Here is a 14,166-nt window from a genome sequence, read left to right as displayed (position 1 = left end):
GGCATTCTCGCCGGTCCTGACACCGTTTGGCCCAATGGCCGACACTCGCACGAAGCGGCAAGTGCGGTACTCGATGAGTCGCTGGACACTCTCTGCGCTCGCGAGTTCTTTTTCGCCAGCTAAACGAATCGGGGAATTCATGCGTATCCAACCAGAATCCATGCGCGCGTTGAAGCGCTCTAAGGGCTCGGACGGCAAAGCTGTCCCCGGCCTGTGGGAGAGCGACATCGTCAGAATGGAGTGGTTCGACGGAGCTTGGCATTGCCAAGTACCGATGCGCGAGATAGGCAGGACGCAATTCTACGAGTTCCGGCCACTGGCGATGGCGGGCATTGGCAGTCGATCGGATCTCTTCGCACGCGAGCTGCTGCCTGCATGTACGCGGAGAGGCTGAGGGACGGTACGCACGTCTACAAGCCTGAGAGCCGAGACGAAGCTGGGAAGATTCCAGGGTACGTCGTTGAGTGGACCGAAGTGTCTGCCGACATCGCGGCGCATCCGTCTGCACGCTAAACAGGAAAAAATCGCCGGACTGACCGGCACAAAGGATAAGACAAAACATGAGCATTTTCGACAACGAAGCCGCCACGGGGATCCTCCGTGAAGCAGCACAGAAATTGAAAGCCCTTGGCCTGCACACGGACATCTCTGTGAGTAGCTCCCCCAGGGGGACGCGCTGGCCCTGATCGTATCGGACTCGAGCGAAGGGGCTGAGGCGAACACCGTAGCGTTGACCGAAGGCGGTTCCATTGCTCACTCCGACGGTGTGCATTTCGCGAAAGAAATTGAATTCGCCCGTACGACTCGCCTTGCGAATCGACTGGCGTATCTGCACCACGAACTGGAAGACAAGGGCGATCGCGGAACGGACTGGTCACTCGCTCGCGCACTTGAAGATCGGCTCGGCTCGGGTCAGCCGATTCCCGGAGACGAAGAGGACGCTAAGCGTCTTCTCGCGAAGTACGATCGGTAGGAAAATGCTGCGCTCCCGTATAGCAATGGCCGGTTGACCGCCCTTGGAAGTCAGTTCGGTCGAACCAGAGGGGCAATTCGAGCACGCCTCATAAAGCTAGGTCTCCTGTCGGCCGAATAACCCATTTCACAATAGAGAATAGTCATGAGAGGTTTTGCGTTAGGTGCCATTGTCATCGCGCTCGTGGCGTTTGCCATCGGGCTCGTCAGTACGGCGGTTAGCTGGGCTTGAGATGAGTGAGAGGTGCAGAAGATGGTGAACCATGTTCAGACTGTACGGGCAGCGATGGTCGATTGCGGACGTAGCATTGCATTGGGCGTCGCGGGTGCCATCCTGTTGGTTGCATTGGCCCTCAAGGGAGGGAGTGTATTCGGGTGGGTGTGGTACGGATGGCACGAACTTTTGACCGGAGGTTACTCAACGGCGTGGCCAGCGATTCTCATGGTTTGGGCATCCTCTCTCGGAGCTGTGTGGAGTGGTTGTGTCGCCACAAAGCTGAACTGGTGTGTGGCAATCTCGCTTCGCGATTTCGTTGCATGCTGCTTGTTCTTGTTGTCGCGTTGCCGGCGAATTGCGCGGTATGGGCGATGCTGGATTCGCTCGGTCGAGACAACATTCAGGCAAAGCTTGCGCTATGACCGCAGTGACTTCCCTGTTGGCCTCTTGGGCGCGTGCATGATGGGTTTCGTCACGGCGGTGGTTCCACTGATGACCGCCGATGAATGACCTTCCAAGTCGGCGCGGACGGAATTGACGAAAGGACAGAACATGACTACGAAGCAACAAGCGAAGGCAAAGCTGAATGCGGCTGAGAAGGGTTGTGACGCCGCCGAGAAGGCTTGGCAAGCTGCGTACAACGCCTTGTCAGGTTCGGTGAGAAAGAACGGCTATGGAGTTCACCACAACCCTTACGAGTTGCGCGACAAGTTGCTCCAGGCGCAGGCCCGCATTCAAGAGTCCCCTTCGCGCCCTCGATGGCGTTAATTGGCCGACCAGTGCCGACTACGACCTTGCCGAGTAAATGAAATATTCCGCCGTAGCAAATGTTGCTGGGAGGGGTTTCAACCCTCGTTCGTGCGGGAGACAGGCTAGCGAGCGCAATGGAAGGCGAGAGCAATTGGTGGTTCGCTGTTTTGGGTGTGATTTGCCTTCTCTTTGCGGGGGCCTCTGGGCGTTTCTGAAGAAGCGTGTGGCGTGCAACAACCACTAATCGGAGATTACATGACCACACCAAAAACTCGGACGCGAATGGATGGGCTCCGTCACGAAATGGACCGTCTACTTGGCCGCCTCTGCGCTGCTTAGTGCTTGCGGCGAACACGCTCAACCGGGATCGTTGCTTGCAGCACGATTTGCTGCCGCCGAGGCAGTCGGGAAGGCGTACAAATCGATCCGGTTCATGTGAACGAGGAGCCGGAAGTTTGTGGGCGAGGTTGCTCACGTCAAGACGACTTTCAGCGGGGGAGCGTGCACGGTTGAACTCGTGAAGCGTGCGCTCGCGAATCGACATGGCTGGCTCGCCAAGACCATCACCTGCGACAAGTCGGCGTAACTACGGAAATATCACATGGAACAAGTCACGACGAGACGTTGGTTTGTTGCGAAGCGATTCGCAGCGGCAGTATTGTGCTCGGATTCGCCACGTTCGTTTATTTAATATTCGCCCCCTGGATGACGGACATCATGGGGCAACATTTGCTGGATGTTCTGGCGAACCGTGGGCGCTAACTACTCGGAAAAACGCTCGTCTTTGATAACGATCCGTTGGCTCCAGGCAAGTAACGAAATATCACGGACGACGGTTAAAGCCCTCCTGCCGTGAAGTGATCGCTCAATGCAACAGAAAAATCGAGATGAAACTATCAAAAACGACGCGTTTTATTGCACCGTACATCGTGGTTCCGGTCCTGTGCGCAGTGGCTGGCGGTGCCCTTGGGGCGTGGGAATCCGCGAAAGAAATCCCTGCCTGGCAGTACACAAACATCGCAAACAACTGGCCTGATAGCCGCGCCGCCCGTCAGGTCATCGCAGATGCCATGACAGACGGGAAGATCCGGCAGAGTGCGTCGCATAACATCTTCATGGCAATTATGGATGACAGGGGGACGTACGTGACGAAGTCACCTGACGAGAATCTCGACTACGAGACGGCGCGTAACGCGGTGGCGGACAAGCTACGCAGCGATGGCCCGCAAAACGGCAGGGAGAAGGTGGGGAAATGAATAGCGTTATTCTGAGGTTCGGCCGATTTTGGGGGGCGCTGGACATTCATTGCGTGGAGCATGCCGGTTGTTCTGCTTGGCTTCGGCGTTTGGGCTGGCGCAGACCGTGAACGAGTTCTTCCCCCCGCATTGCCGTCACTTGCGATCGCCTTGTTCGTGACGGTGGTATGGATCCGGTTTCGCGCGTTGAAGCGCAAGGAAATTGAAGGTCGATGATGAAGAGCAAAGCCGAAACTTCAACACAGCAGGCCGTGGAAAAGCCGCGAGGCCGCGGACGGCCGAGAGTGGACACCCCGCGACCGCGGGAAATTTCCACTGTCCGTACGCGTCGGCTAAAGGAGCAACTCGAAGCCGAAGGCGGACGTGAACTCAGTCGAGTACGCCTCTGCGCGGAGGCCAACCAAGCGTTGATTTATCTGGCGGAAGATGACCGCTCAGAGCGAGCGGCAATCGAGAAAGCTCTTATCGACCAGGCGGAACGCCGGCGGAAGAAGTCACGATGAACACCTCAAGCTTGCCCCGTCAGGCGTTTGCCCTGACGGTCCTTGGTGCGGCCTTTGGGCATCTCGCCTATGTCGTGATGGGTTACACGTCCTCGTTGACCGACTGGTGCCTCTCGCTACCGATTTATTTTATTGGGGCATTCCTGGGCTATCGCGGTTTGCGGGTTAAAGGCGTGCTTTTCGTCGTGGCCGCATTGTTTCTGATTTATTTCACCTACGTTTTCGGCAATCGAACCCTCGGGCTGCCTTACAACCGGGCCGTGGACATGTTGCTCAGGCAAGTCGCCGCCGCATGGATTCTCATCCCGCAAACGGTTCTTGGATACGTTGCGATTCTCGGCGCCGCTGAGTGGTGGCACGGACGGAGCAGGACAGCGCAGTCATGAACCTGTTGAGCCTGGTGCTGAGTGGCGCTGCGGGGCTTTGCGCAGGGGCGCTCCTTTTCCCTGCGGCGTCGCGAGCGGCAATGGTTCTCGCATGCGAGAACGAGTGCGATGAGGGGGTTGCGTACCAAGCAAGTACAAAAGCGGCCGTCACCTTAGCGTTTGCCGCGATATGTGCGGCTCTGACGGCTAGAAGTCAGAGTGCGGGCATCGTCGTCGTGGGGGCAACTCTGGCATGGTTGCTGACCCTGCTTGCCCTCGTCGACTACCAAACACTCATGCTTCCCGACGTCATCACCCTCCCGTTGATTGGCGTCGGAATTTTGCGAATTGGATGGGGTGGCGCACGTCTGTAGCCGAGTCGGTCGCCGGCGCGACAGCGGCTTTTGCTGCGCTCTGGGCGGTAAATGCATTCCGGCGGATCCGCAAAGGCGAGGACGGCATGGGGCAGGGCGACTTTAAACTGGCCGCCGGTATAGGCGCGTGGATGGGCGTCGCCTCAGTTCCGTCAATGCTCCTGATTGCGGCCGCGACGGGCTTATTCCTCGCGGTGATTAGATGGGGTAGTCGCGCGGAAGACGTGTTGCCTTTTGGCCCGTTTCTGTCGGGTGCGGGGCTGTTTCTGTTGATTTCCGGTTCTGATCCTGTGGTTTGGCTTGCGACGCGGATCTGACCCGCCGTGAGGGTGATAGAAACGCCCGCCGCCCGCTCGCATTTCTCTAACCGCACTTCTTCAAAAATATTTCGGGGTCGCTCTCCATCGGTGAGCGAAGCACGTGAATGACCAGCAATAAAAACTATCGTCCCGACGTGGACGGCCTCCGCGCGCTCGCCGTGCTTCTCGTCGTAGCCTGCCATGCTGGGGTTAGCCAACTCGCCGGTGGCTTCGTTGGGGTCGATATCTTTTTCGTAATCTCTGGATTCGTCGTCACCCGGAGCATCTGTAGTGCTCAAGCGGCGGGGAACTTCCGCTTCCGCGACTTCTACGTGCGCCGTGCGAAACGGTTAGTTCCGGCATTGTTCGTGATGATGGCAGTCACCTTCGCTTTCAGCGTGGTGTTTCTCATCCCGGACGACGCGATGGAGGTTGCCAAGAACATGGCCTACGTCGCGGGCTTCGCATCGAATGTCTACCTGGCGAAGATGACGGGCTACTTCGCACCGACGGCGGAGCAACAGCCGCTACTTCACACATGGTCTCTCTCGGTCGAAGAGCAATTCTATCTGGTGTTTCCGCTGGTGTTGTTTGGGCTTCGTCATGCGCGAGCACGCGTCAAAATTGCTTCGTTCATTGCACTCGGGCTTGCGTCTCTGGCTTGGTCAGAGATGGCAGTCCGCGCGGGAGCGCCAGGGGCTTACTACTTCAGCCAGTATCGTGCGTTCGAGTTCATCTTGGGCGTTGTAGTTGCGTTTCTAGGCCAGTGGAATAGCGCGCGAACCGCTCGTGGACTCTTAGCCGTTCTCTCGCTTATTGGCGTGCTGGCATGCGCCACTTTTATTGGCGGAAAGCCGTTCCCTGGAGTTTGGGCGCTCGCCCCGACGGTGCCCGCTGCTCTGCTGATTCTTTCGGGACACGACTCGAAAGTGATCCGTGCAGTGCTTGGAAATCGCGTTGCGCTCTGGATCGGCCTCCGGTCGTATGGCATCTATCTCTGGCACTGGCCGATACTTTTTGCGTTTCGGCGGTTCGGGCTGACGAGCGACGTCGCGATCGTCTGCGCGGTAGCGTTGAGTTTCGTTGTTGCTGCGCTTTCCCATCGGTATGTCGAGCAGCCGTTGCGCTATGCGCGAGTGAGCTTTAGGAGAGCCGTGATCGGTTACATCCTGGCACCGATCGCACTTGCTGCTTCTACTGTGGCGGTGGGAAGAACGTCCACAAACTTTCTGTTCATGTATCCCCAGCAATTTCGAGAAATCTATACCGCGTCGACCGACCGTGACTGGATGCAGGGACGAGGGGCACTGTGCTGGGGGGCTGTAGGGGTTACGTCGGAAGCGAAATGTTCTGTCGGGGCGCCAGGCGGAAGAAAGGCCGTCCTGTGGGGCGACTCTCACGCCTATCACTTCGTGTACTTCTTCCGGGAGTTGGGCAACGAGTTCGGGTTAAGTGTTCACGACATGGCGCGGCCGCTCTGCCCTCCGGTCGCGGATCCTCCGATCGGCACGCGGCCGAATATGGATGAACCATGCCGCGAACATGATCGACTGGTCATGAACTATCTGCTGAAAAGCAGCGACATTGAAGTTGTTTTCCTATCGGGTACATGGGGGGCGTACGTAGCGCCGTCAAACGTGAAGCGTAACGAGCGAGGGTTTGGCCCAGAGCAGATTGACGAGGATCTCTACCGCACGGCGAAGGCGCTGCTCGACGCCGGCAAGCAAGTCGTCATCCTTGATGATGTTCCCCCCATGCCTGACGGGCTCATCAACTGTCCGTTGTACAACGGATTGAGGTGGTCACCGTTCGCTCGATCGTGCGAATTCAGCCGCCAGTCGGCGGCCGGCGTTGAGGCGGCGAATCATGAGGTTGTAGGGAATTTGGCGGCCCGCCTGCCGGCGGTGAAAGTGATGCACACGTATGGTGCCGCATGTAGTAATGGGATGTGTGCCACGGCCGCCGGAAACATCCCGCTTTACAGAAGCAACGACACCACTCACCTGAATCTTGAGGGCGGAGCCCACTACTATCAACTGTACCGACGGAGCCGACCGGGGGAGTTAGAGGCCATCATTACCGGCCGTCCTTAATTATTGGGTTGCGCGCAACACAATAATTATCTACAATGTATTCATTGAACATTGCGCGGCTCATGTGCCGCTCTTACGGCGAGGGTGATATGGAATTTGGCTCGGAAATCGAATCGATGGAATCGATGGTGGAGCGTCTCGGTAGCTCCGGATCGTCGGAGCAAGCGAAAGCGGTGGTGAAGGGTATTGCACTCATCCGGGCGGCATCGGGGATGCTCGACAGCAACAACCGTGCCGTCGCCCTGTTTCACGTGGCTGTTGCACTTTCGGGCCGGGAGCATGCCGCAAGCACGCTCGAAACGGCGGCATTCCTTGCCAATCCGGAACTGTGAGACAGGCGGCCATGCTGAGGATCATCCTGCTCGCAGCCATCCTTTCGTCGCAGGGCTATGCATCCGCAGCGCCGGGCGGCCGCGCAGGCTGGCATGTCAACCAACCGACTCGATTCATGGTCTCCGCAGTCATGCGCAAGGACGGCTCGACGGACGTAATTAAGCCTGTTCACGGGATTATCGCGGCCACGGACGAGGATGAAGCGGTTGCGACGTTCTCACGAACCGCAAAGCAGACTTATCCGGGGTACACGATCATTTCAACACTCGCGTCTCCCGTGCCGCTCGCAGGCTTCTGCGAGAACAACATCTGAAACACCTTTTTGGCCGAGAGCGTTTGTTCCCGGCTCGCCACCCAGGTTCGTTTGAGCCTGCTGGCATCTGCAAAAGCAGTGCGCGGATTGCCGATCGTTGGGCGTGTAGGAAAACTCGATGAAAAGCCAGATTTTTGGACGCAAGGCCGGTTCGGGCGCAGAAATGACGCTCCTGATCAGTGGCGAGGGAGCGTCGAGCGGCGGTCGCCCTGCCGACACGGGCAGGCTTCACGAATTTGAGGTCGCGAACGCCCGACGCGCAGTGAAGGTGCTCCGCGAGAAGGGTGTCGAGGGCTACGTGATGTTCGAGAGCGATCCTGCCCGGTACGAATTTACGCCCGACGAAGATTTCGTCTATCCGGCCGTGAGCCACTAGGAAAAAGGTTGGTTTACTCGCAAATGTGCATTGCTTCTTTGACGTCATCGTTTCTCTCTGGCGGTCACCATATGCCCAGTCGAGAGGAGGCTAAGGCGAATGGCCTGAGCTGGGTAGACGCCCTTCAGCGAGTCGCCGACGAATGCTCCTCCAACGGGCAGCACCGCGAGAATTGCCTCACCAGTTGGGTGACGTACGGAGGTCGCATTCGCGAAGAAATCGGCGACGACAAGCTCTTGGTTCGGCTGCTGCTGGCCGTGTTACCACGCTACGAAGGCCCGTCGTTGACGCTGTATCGTGGCGAGAGCACCGAGCGCTTCAATGCCGGGAGGATTGGCCTCTGTTGGTCGTCGCAGCGTCGTACCGCAGAAATGTTCGGAAGTGGTCTGAACGCTTACTACTCCGGCGGTGGCGTTCTACTCAGTGCGAATGTTGACGCAATGGCAATTATTTCCGGCCCTGGGAAACACAGTAGATGGCTTGGCGAGGAAGAGTACACAATCGACCCATGCGCGCTAACGGGGTTGGAGGTGTTGCAACGGTATCCCAATCCGAACGACCGCATGCGGCGATAACCACGGAAAATGAACGACCGACACTTAGACGATCTTCGCGCCCTCACTTCGATTTACGAAGAGGTAATGTGGCTGTCAGGCCGCCCTAATGTGACGGCCAGTCGAGCGAGAGCGTGGTACACGCACGTGATGGCCGAGAGTGTAAAACGTCGAGTGAGGCAGTTTTCTGGGCTAGTTTCAATGGAGGCAATCGCGAGTCAAAGCGGCGACCTGCGACTAGAGCACCACAAGAGAATTCAGACGACACTCACGGCGCTTGTTGATCGACATCGACGGGAGCAGCGACAGGACCCTGACGAGTTCGTGCGAACTGTGATTGAGTGCGAGTCCGTCCACATCGTTACGAGCGCGGAGAACTACGCCGCGATGCGCGCTCGCGGGGACTACGAAATGGCCGGGATCGAGCTGGTGCCTTGGGGCGAAATCCATGAGCACCGTCGGCGCGAGCTGTGGAACAAGATGCTCAGAAGCCGGGTTGCCAACGCTACCACGTTCATCGTGACTTAGGCCAGAAAGCACAAGCCCGCTATGGCGACCTACAAGGACATCCAGATCCCGAGGAAGCCATGCGGCATTAGGGCTGGCTCCGCTGACAACGGAAAGATTGCCATGAAATTTGCAGGAGAGCAGGATGCTTGGAACTGACGAATGGAAGGACCGAGTCATCGCGTCCAGCACGACGCTGTGCCCATCCTGCGAATCAACAGAGGTGACGATGGGTGCTTGCGCGATCGGCACCAAGACGGTTCACCAGGAGTACGTGTGCGAGTCTTGTCAGCATGAGTTCACGGCACTGTTCGTGCTTGCTGGTTGCTATGTTGGACATCCGAACAACTAGACGGGAGTGGCCGTGATGCGGAACTGCAAATGTGGATGCGGTGAGCCTGTGAAGGGACAGAGAGTCTTCGTCAATAAGGAGCACCAGTTGGCATGGATGACTGTCGGCGGAGCAGCCGAAATCGGGGCACTACAACCCCTCGAAGCAAAAATGCGAGGCGGAGCGACGGCAGGACGCATGTCGGCAGAAAACGGGAAACTCGCGGAGGCGTCGAAGAAAGGCGCGGAGCGCGCGCGGGAAATCGCAAAGCAGTTTCGCGATCGCAAAGCTGACGTCAAATAGGAAGAATCATGACCACGCCCGTAGATGAAGACGACGACGGAATTGAAACTTCGATGTTCTATTCCGTCATCGGCGAGATGGAGCGCGTCTGGGGAGAACCGGGATTAGACGGCACGTCAGACGAGTACAAGTGGTTGGAAGCGAACTACCAAATCACGGAGGAGGAGGACGTCAAGTGGCAGATGGCCTTGCAGTACTTCGTTAATCATGACCTTCCTGAAGACGATGAGAGCGATCCAGAGGTCATGGCATTTCTCGACGACTACGATGCGGTGAGGTCATTCTTGGCCGAATTCCTTCGGAAGTATCGAAGCAGTGACAAGGTCTATCTGCGACCGTCAGCGCTTTAGGAAAACCGCGGAAAAGGCGATATGAGTCTCGCAACCCTCTGGAGATCACCGCAGGCGATGGTGGTATCCGAATCAGACATAGACGCTGCCCTAGCGCACCTATCGGGTTTGCCGTTTAGGGCTAGGTCCCCAGTCCGATGGGAGAGGCAGCGCCTTTTCCAGAGAATTCGCGAGGTCATAGGAGCCGAGCGGCGAGTCGACCGACTGTACAACATTGCGCCCGGGGTGTTCGCTATTGTGAAGCCCTTCGGGATTGATCTCGCCCATCCAGTGGCTGAACCGGAAGAGCGCTTGCAAGTATGGCTCGCCATCCGGTCTGTAGGTACAGACCCGGCGCGCATCAGTTCACTTTAGCAACTGGAAAACATAATGACCCACTGGAAGGACATTCATCTCGACACAATTCTGAACGCTGATTTCGTTGCGCCAGGGGAGGGGCAGAAGTATCAGCGCATCATGCAGCATCGAACGAACGAGGCGATGAATGGACTCTCACACCGCCTGGACAAAATTCTTAGCCAAGCAGAGAAGGATGGTAAGGCACAAGGGCGTCAGCAAGCGGTGATGATTGCGTTGACGGCGGTGCTCGCAATATCGACTGTGGCCTACACGGTAACTACAGTTTGGTCCACATTGAAGACGGTCGCCGGACAGCAGACGGTTTATGTTAGCGGCATCGGCGCTGTACCCGAAAGCGCGGCGGTCCACATGGGTTTCGATGAAACCGGTCGTGCCGCAGTTTGCATCAATGGAACGGCACACAACCCACCAACCGGAAACGCAACGACGATTGAGGCGCGCTATCCGGATCTTCGCAACAAAGCGGGTGACGCGCCTGCCCCGGTTGCTGCGTTGCGTTGTGTAAAGTGACAAGGAAAAAGTGAGCTGCCCGAGATGAATGGACACGTAATGATGGTCACACCGCCTGTTGCCTTCCGGCGGCCCTCGGACGGCGAGAGTTTCTTGGTGACCGCCAAACAGCTTTGGCAGGGGGCGAAGGCATTAGAGGCGAGCACCGTGGAAACTCATCTACCCGGTGCGCTGCTCGCTGCCCAGGCACTTGAGGGGGCGTTGAAGGCGCTGCTCTGGTCCGCGAAGATACCTGCCTCGAAGTTGAGCAAGAAGCCATTTGGGCACGATCTCAGTGCGTTGTGGGGCGCAGCAGCCAAGTTGGCGCTTGTCGCTCCCACGTCGCCCCCGGATTGGTGTGTGCTGCTGAATACGCTCCACGACTGGCCGTATCGTGGTCGGTATCCGCAAGGTCTAAATGGGTTCGTGACGCCGAACCCGGCTCAATTGATCGGCGCAGTTGAGCAAGTATTGCTGCTGGCCGAGAACGCAGTTAAGGCTGCATCCTTCGGCACCATTGCGAATCCCGACGCCGCTCGATCGGGATTGTTCGCCTCAACTGCCAGCACACTCGAAACACCTCGGCCGGACGAAAATCGAGTCGATCAGGTATTTCAGTCCAATCGCGGCACCTGAAGGCGCGAAAGATCGTCACCGCAGGCGTCCGGATACCCTTCAGGCCATCCGAGCAGATTTGCGAGAATGTGAGCGTTATGTTTGCCAGGGCCGGCTTCTCCGTCGCATTTCGTCACAGCCCACGCCATCAGCTCGCTATCTACGAACTCAAGGAGCATCTTCAGAAACCAGTGACGGTGCTGATAGAACGAACCCGGATTGATACTCGCGTGGAGCGGGACGTTGAGAGCAACCGGCTGCTCCTGACTAGCGATGCGCTCAACAACGGATGCGGTGTACCCGTTGATTGTCGAAATGACGGTCACGCGGAAGTTGCGTTCCCGGGCGTTGACCGGATACGTCTTCGTCGCTCGCATGAGATCCGCCCATACCTTTTTGGCCGCTTGAAAAAACTGGGTCTGCTGAGTCTTGTCCGCGTTTGTCGCTTCGACTAGTTGTATTCCATCACGAATCGCGATCGTGTCGCCGCCTGTTGTTCCGACGCTGAACGACAGCTCAAAGTCCGGCAAAACAGCAACCAACCGCTTTTGATACTCGGTTTGGTCAACGTGAAATTTCTGAAGGGAATAGGCGTCGAGAATCACACGGAATTGCGCGGGCATAAGGTTCAAAGTTAGTGATTGCTGGTTGTCGGCGGCCGGCCGGCGCGGAGATTCAGTTTTTCAGGGTGACAATCTGAGGTGTCACGTACATTACGGCCCCGTCTAGTTTGCTAGTACGGCTAGTGGATTGGTTCGCTATTCAAGGCGTCGACGTAGGCTCTGTTGAACTCCACCAGGAACGCATTCACGCCGTCTCGAGAACCGTAGGCCATGATTATCGGCCGCTGGTTTCCGGGCCGGTCGTGTGGCGTCCACGTCACGCTCATCAGGCTATTGATGGCTTGCCGAATCTCGTTCACAGACGGTTTGTGCATGATCTGAGCGAAGTCAACCGGCGACACCAGCGCAATCGAGCCGTTCGCGACAAATCCAACAAGCGCGCCCTGGAGTACAGCAAGAGTCTTCTCTTCCTTTGCCGTGAGTGGCCGGCTCGTGATGATGGGCATTACCACTCTCGCTTCTCACTCTTGGTGAAAGAGCCTGAGCGGAAGCACTTGTCGGCCAGCTCGCGTTGCGCGGCGTCGGACAAGCCCGCTGCGCGCTGTGCGTCCCTGTCGCAAGCGTCGATGTTCGCAGCGCTCGTTGCAACAGCGCTGCTGGACTCATGACGCGTTACCATCAGTACAGCGATGACGCACACCACGGAGATGGCGAGCAGAGCGATGATGCGTTTCGGAAATGCCATGAGTGACCCTGATTAGGATTTTGGAAAGAAGACGCCGCCGGAGCAACCGAACGGAGGTATGAAACTGCTGCACACCATGCCTGAAACGCTGCTCACGGAGTTGATGGCCGCAACGAGCATGCTTGCCAACAACACGACCCAATAGACCCGTTGGTTCAGCGGGATTCCCGCCATGCTGGCGTAAAACATGGTGAGACCAGAGACGGCCATTGCGACTGTTGAGATACCCCACACGAGCGGATTCACAAGAAATTCCATTTGTTGCTCCTATGTTCATCGAATTACACGCGCCAGGCCAAGTCTGTGTACTTCAAGACATTGGCATCTGCTGTGAATAGCTGTAGCGGCTCACACATCGCTTGCGCGACCAGCAGCCGGTCGAACGGGTCACGATGAATGTCGGGCAGTGTGCATACCTTGGCGGCATGCGCCGTAGTGATCGGCAACTCCAAAAAGCCAGCCGCGCGTATCTCCGCCGTAAGGGCGGTCGGATCGACGTCGATCTTGCCGAGACCGGCCTTAATAGAAATCTCCCAAATGCTCGCGGCGCTTACGTAGACCTCATCAGCCAACTGAATAACCTCACGCGAAGCAAGGCTCAGTTTCGGGTCGTCTGTGACAGCCCACAGAAAAACGTGCGTGTCGAGAAGCAAGCGCATCACTGTCCCTCAAACGCGGCAAGCACATCGGCCGGCAAGGCGTCGTCGAAATCCGAAGCGATACGGATCTTACCCTTGAGGCCACCGAAGCGGCGTTCCGGCTTGGCCGGGACGAAGGCGACGAGACGGGCGACCGGCTCCCCCGCCTTGGCGATAACAACGTCCTCGCCACTCTTGGCGCGCTCGATGAGCTTCGACAATTGCGATTTGGCGTCGTGGATGTTGACGGTTTGCATGGCACCTCCTTAGCTAACCTTGGTTTGATGACTCATATTAGCTAACCTGAGCTAATGACGCAAGTGAAAAATAGGCTCTTTTAGGTGGTCCAAAAATAGATGGCTTTTTTGAGTTGCCTCTTGTATATTTGGGCTACTAAAATTCGTATGGTTAAATTAGGTATACCCAAAATGACCGAGAGACTTTCCGGAATCGCATCGGCGATATTGCTTCCACCAAGGCAGATAAACCGGCAAGCGGAATCAAAAATAACCAAAGCTGACACAGAGATAACATGACGAAGAAATATGCAGAGATTCGCGCACAGATCGAGGCAATTGAAGCAGAGACCCTCAAGCGCGTTGAGGCATTAGAAGCCGAGGCGGCTAAAGCACTGGCGGCGGAAAAAGGCAGTGTTGTGGCCGATGTTCGACGCCTTATCGTTGAGTACCAATTGACCGAGCGGGATCTATTTGGGGCGCGCCGCAAGCGCAGCGGCCCGCTTGCGGCTAAGTACCGGGACCCTGCTTCGGGTGCCACATGGAGTGGTCGCGGGCGAGCGCCCGCTTGGATAGTTGGTAAAAAGCGGGATCGCTTTTTGATCTCCCCGGAAGGATAAAGCG

Annotated in this window: 22 protein-coding genes; 16 read left to right on the top strand and 6 right to left on the bottom strand. The window is 57.2% G+C overall.

Features of this window, described 5'->3' with window-relative positions; translation table 11 throughout:
• Window positions 1-1,741: 1,741 nt before the first annotated feature.
• The 15 genes from AT395_RS25275 to AT395_RS25195 all read left to right on the top strand — a co-directional run bounded on the left by AT395_RS25275 (window position 1,742) and on the right by AT395_RS25195 (window position 11,381).
• Window positions 1,742-1,957 (top strand): hypothetical protein, encoded by a 216-nt coding sequence (locus AT395_RS25275; RefSeq protein WP_058375338.1) that lies wholly within the window; start codon window positions 1,742-1,744, stop codon window positions 1,955-1,957.
• Window positions 1,958-2,396: 439 nt separating this feature from the next.
• Window positions 2,397-2,525, top strand: a complete 129-nt coding sequence (locus AT395_RS26245) for a hypothetical protein (RefSeq protein ID WP_257787207.1) — start codon at window positions 2,397-2,399, stop codon at window positions 2,523-2,525.
• A gap of 301 nt (window positions 2,526-2,826) precedes the next feature.
• On the top strand, window positions 2,827-3,195 hold the full coding sequence (locus AT395_RS25265) for a hypothetical protein (protein ID WP_048627749.1): 369 nt from the start codon (window positions 2,827-2,829) through the stop codon (window positions 3,193-3,195).
• Window positions 3,196-3,694: 499 nt separating this feature from the next.
• Window positions 3,695-4,084 carry a hypothetical protein gene (locus AT395_RS25255; RefSeq protein ID WP_048627746.1) on the top strand — a complete coding sequence of 130 codons (390 nt, stop codon included), beginning with the start codon at window positions 3,695-3,697 and terminating at the stop codon, window positions 4,082-4,084.
• A complete protein-coding gene (locus AT395_RS25895; protein WP_058375337.1) occupies window positions 4,081-4,437 on the top strand; it encodes a hypothetical protein in 357 nt (118 codons plus the stop codon). The genes AT395_RS25255 and AT395_RS25895 overlap by 4 nt, the downstream gene beginning before the upstream one ends.
• Complete coding sequence (locus AT395_RS25245; RefSeq protein WP_058375336.1) at window positions 4,416-4,754, top strand: prepilin peptidase; 339 nt, start codon at window positions 4,416-4,418, stop codon at window positions 4,752-4,754. Before AT395_RS25895 ends, AT395_RS25245 begins: the two co-directional genes overlap by 22 nt.
• 107 nt (window positions 4,755-4,861) lie before the next feature.
• Window positions 4,862-6,829, top strand: coding sequence for an acyltransferase family protein (locus tag AT395_RS25240; protein WP_048627744.1), 1,968 nt, complete (start codon window positions 4,862-4,864; stop codon window positions 6,827-6,829).
• A gap of 89 nt (window positions 6,830-6,918) precedes the next feature.
• Window positions 6,919-7,161 carry a hypothetical protein gene (locus AT395_RS25235; protein WP_048627743.1) on the top strand — a complete coding sequence of 81 codons (243 nt, stop codon included), beginning with the start codon at window positions 6,919-6,921 and terminating at the stop codon, window positions 7,159-7,161.
• 11 nt (window positions 7,162-7,172) lie between these two features.
• Entirely contained in the window at window positions 7,173-7,475 is a 303-nt protein-coding gene (locus AT395_RS25230; protein ID WP_048627742.1) for a hypothetical protein, read from the top strand.
• Window positions 7,476-7,593: 118 nt separating this feature from the next.
• Window positions 7,594-7,851: a hypothetical protein gene (locus tag AT395_RS25225; RefSeq protein ID WP_048627741.1), complete on the top strand. Its 258-nt coding sequence runs from the start codon at window positions 7,594-7,596 to the stop codon at window positions 7,849-7,851.
• A gap of 71 nt (window positions 7,852-7,922) precedes the next feature.
• Window positions 7,923-8,426: a hypothetical protein gene (locus AT395_RS25220; RefSeq protein ID WP_053086313.1), complete on the top strand. Its 504-nt coding sequence runs from the start codon at window positions 7,923-7,925 to the stop codon at window positions 8,424-8,426.
• Between the two features lie 303 nt (window positions 8,427-8,729).
• Entirely contained in the window at window positions 8,730-8,933 is a 204-nt protein-coding gene (locus AT395_RS25805) for a hypothetical protein (RefSeq protein ID WP_156219640.1), read from the top strand.
• 621 nt (window positions 8,934-9,554) lie between these two features.
• On the top strand, window positions 9,555-9,896 hold the full coding sequence (locus AT395_RS25210; protein WP_048627737.1) for a hypothetical protein: 342 nt from the start codon (window positions 9,555-9,557) through the stop codon (window positions 9,894-9,896).
• A gap of 369 nt (window positions 9,897-10,265) precedes the next feature.
• Entirely contained in the window at window positions 10,266-10,766 is a 501-nt protein-coding gene (locus AT395_RS25200) for a hypothetical protein (RefSeq protein ID WP_048627735.1), read from the top strand.
• Between the two features lie 39 nt (window positions 10,767-10,805).
• Window positions 10,806-11,381 carry a HEPN domain-containing protein gene (locus AT395_RS25195; protein ID WP_048627734.1) on the top strand — a complete coding sequence of 192 codons (576 nt, stop codon included), beginning with the start codon at window positions 10,806-10,808 and terminating at the stop codon, window positions 11,379-11,381.
• On the opposite strand, the gene AT395_RS25415 is transcribed toward AT395_RS25195, so the two are convergent.
• From AT395_RS25415 to AT395_RS25170, 6 genes are all read right to left on the bottom strand, one after another.
• A complete protein-coding gene (locus tag AT395_RS25415) occupies window positions 11,360-11,965 on the bottom strand; it encodes a hypothetical protein (RefSeq protein WP_156219638.1) in 606 nt (201 codons plus the stop codon). The genes AT395_RS25195 and AT395_RS25415 overlap by 22 nt on opposite strands.
• 137 nt (window positions 11,966-12,102) lie before the next feature.
• A complete protein-coding gene (locus AT395_RS25185) occupies window positions 12,103-12,429 on the bottom strand; it encodes a hypothetical protein (RefSeq protein ID WP_048627732.1) in 327 nt (108 codons plus the stop codon).
• Window positions 12,429-12,668, bottom strand: coding sequence for a hypothetical protein (locus tag AT395_RS25180; protein ID WP_048627731.1), 240 nt, complete (start codon window positions 12,666-12,668; stop codon window positions 12,429-12,431). The genes AT395_RS25185 and AT395_RS25180 overlap by 1 nt, the downstream gene beginning before the upstream one ends.
• 12 nt (window positions 12,669-12,680) lie before the next feature.
• The gene (locus AT395_RS25800; protein ID WP_156219635.1) at window positions 12,681-12,926 is read right to left on the bottom strand and encodes a hypothetical protein; all 246 of its coding nucleotides are present in this window, start codon (window positions 12,924-12,926) and stop codon (window positions 12,681-12,683) included.
• Window positions 12,927-12,949: 23 nt separating this feature from the next.
• Window positions 12,950-13,327, bottom strand: coding sequence for a type II toxin-antitoxin system VapC family toxin (locus AT395_RS25175; protein WP_048627730.1), 378 nt, complete (start codon window positions 13,325-13,327; stop codon window positions 12,950-12,952).
• Window positions 13,327-13,563 (bottom strand): type II toxin-antitoxin system Phd/YefM family antitoxin, encoded by a 237-nt coding sequence (locus AT395_RS25170; RefSeq protein ID WP_048627729.1) that lies wholly within the window; start codon window positions 13,561-13,563, stop codon window positions 13,327-13,329. The genes AT395_RS25175 and AT395_RS25170 overlap by 1 nt, the downstream gene beginning before the upstream one ends.
• A 275-nt stretch (window positions 13,564-13,838) precedes the next feature.
• Between AT395_RS25170 and AT395_RS25165 the strand changes: the two genes are divergently transcribed.
• The gene (locus tag AT395_RS25165; RefSeq protein WP_048627728.1) at window positions 13,839-14,162 is read left to right on the top strand and encodes an H-NS histone family protein; all 324 of its coding nucleotides are present in this window, start codon (window positions 13,839-13,841) and stop codon (window positions 14,160-14,162) included.
• Window positions 14,163-14,166 lie beyond the last annotated feature (4 nt).

The organism is Pandoraea apista (assembly GCF_001465595.2).
GTDB classification, from domain to species: Bacteria; Pseudomonadota; Gammaproteobacteria; order Burkholderiales; family Burkholderiaceae; genus Pandoraea; species Pandoraea apista.
This window is presented reverse-complemented; position numbering and strand designations above follow the sequence as displayed.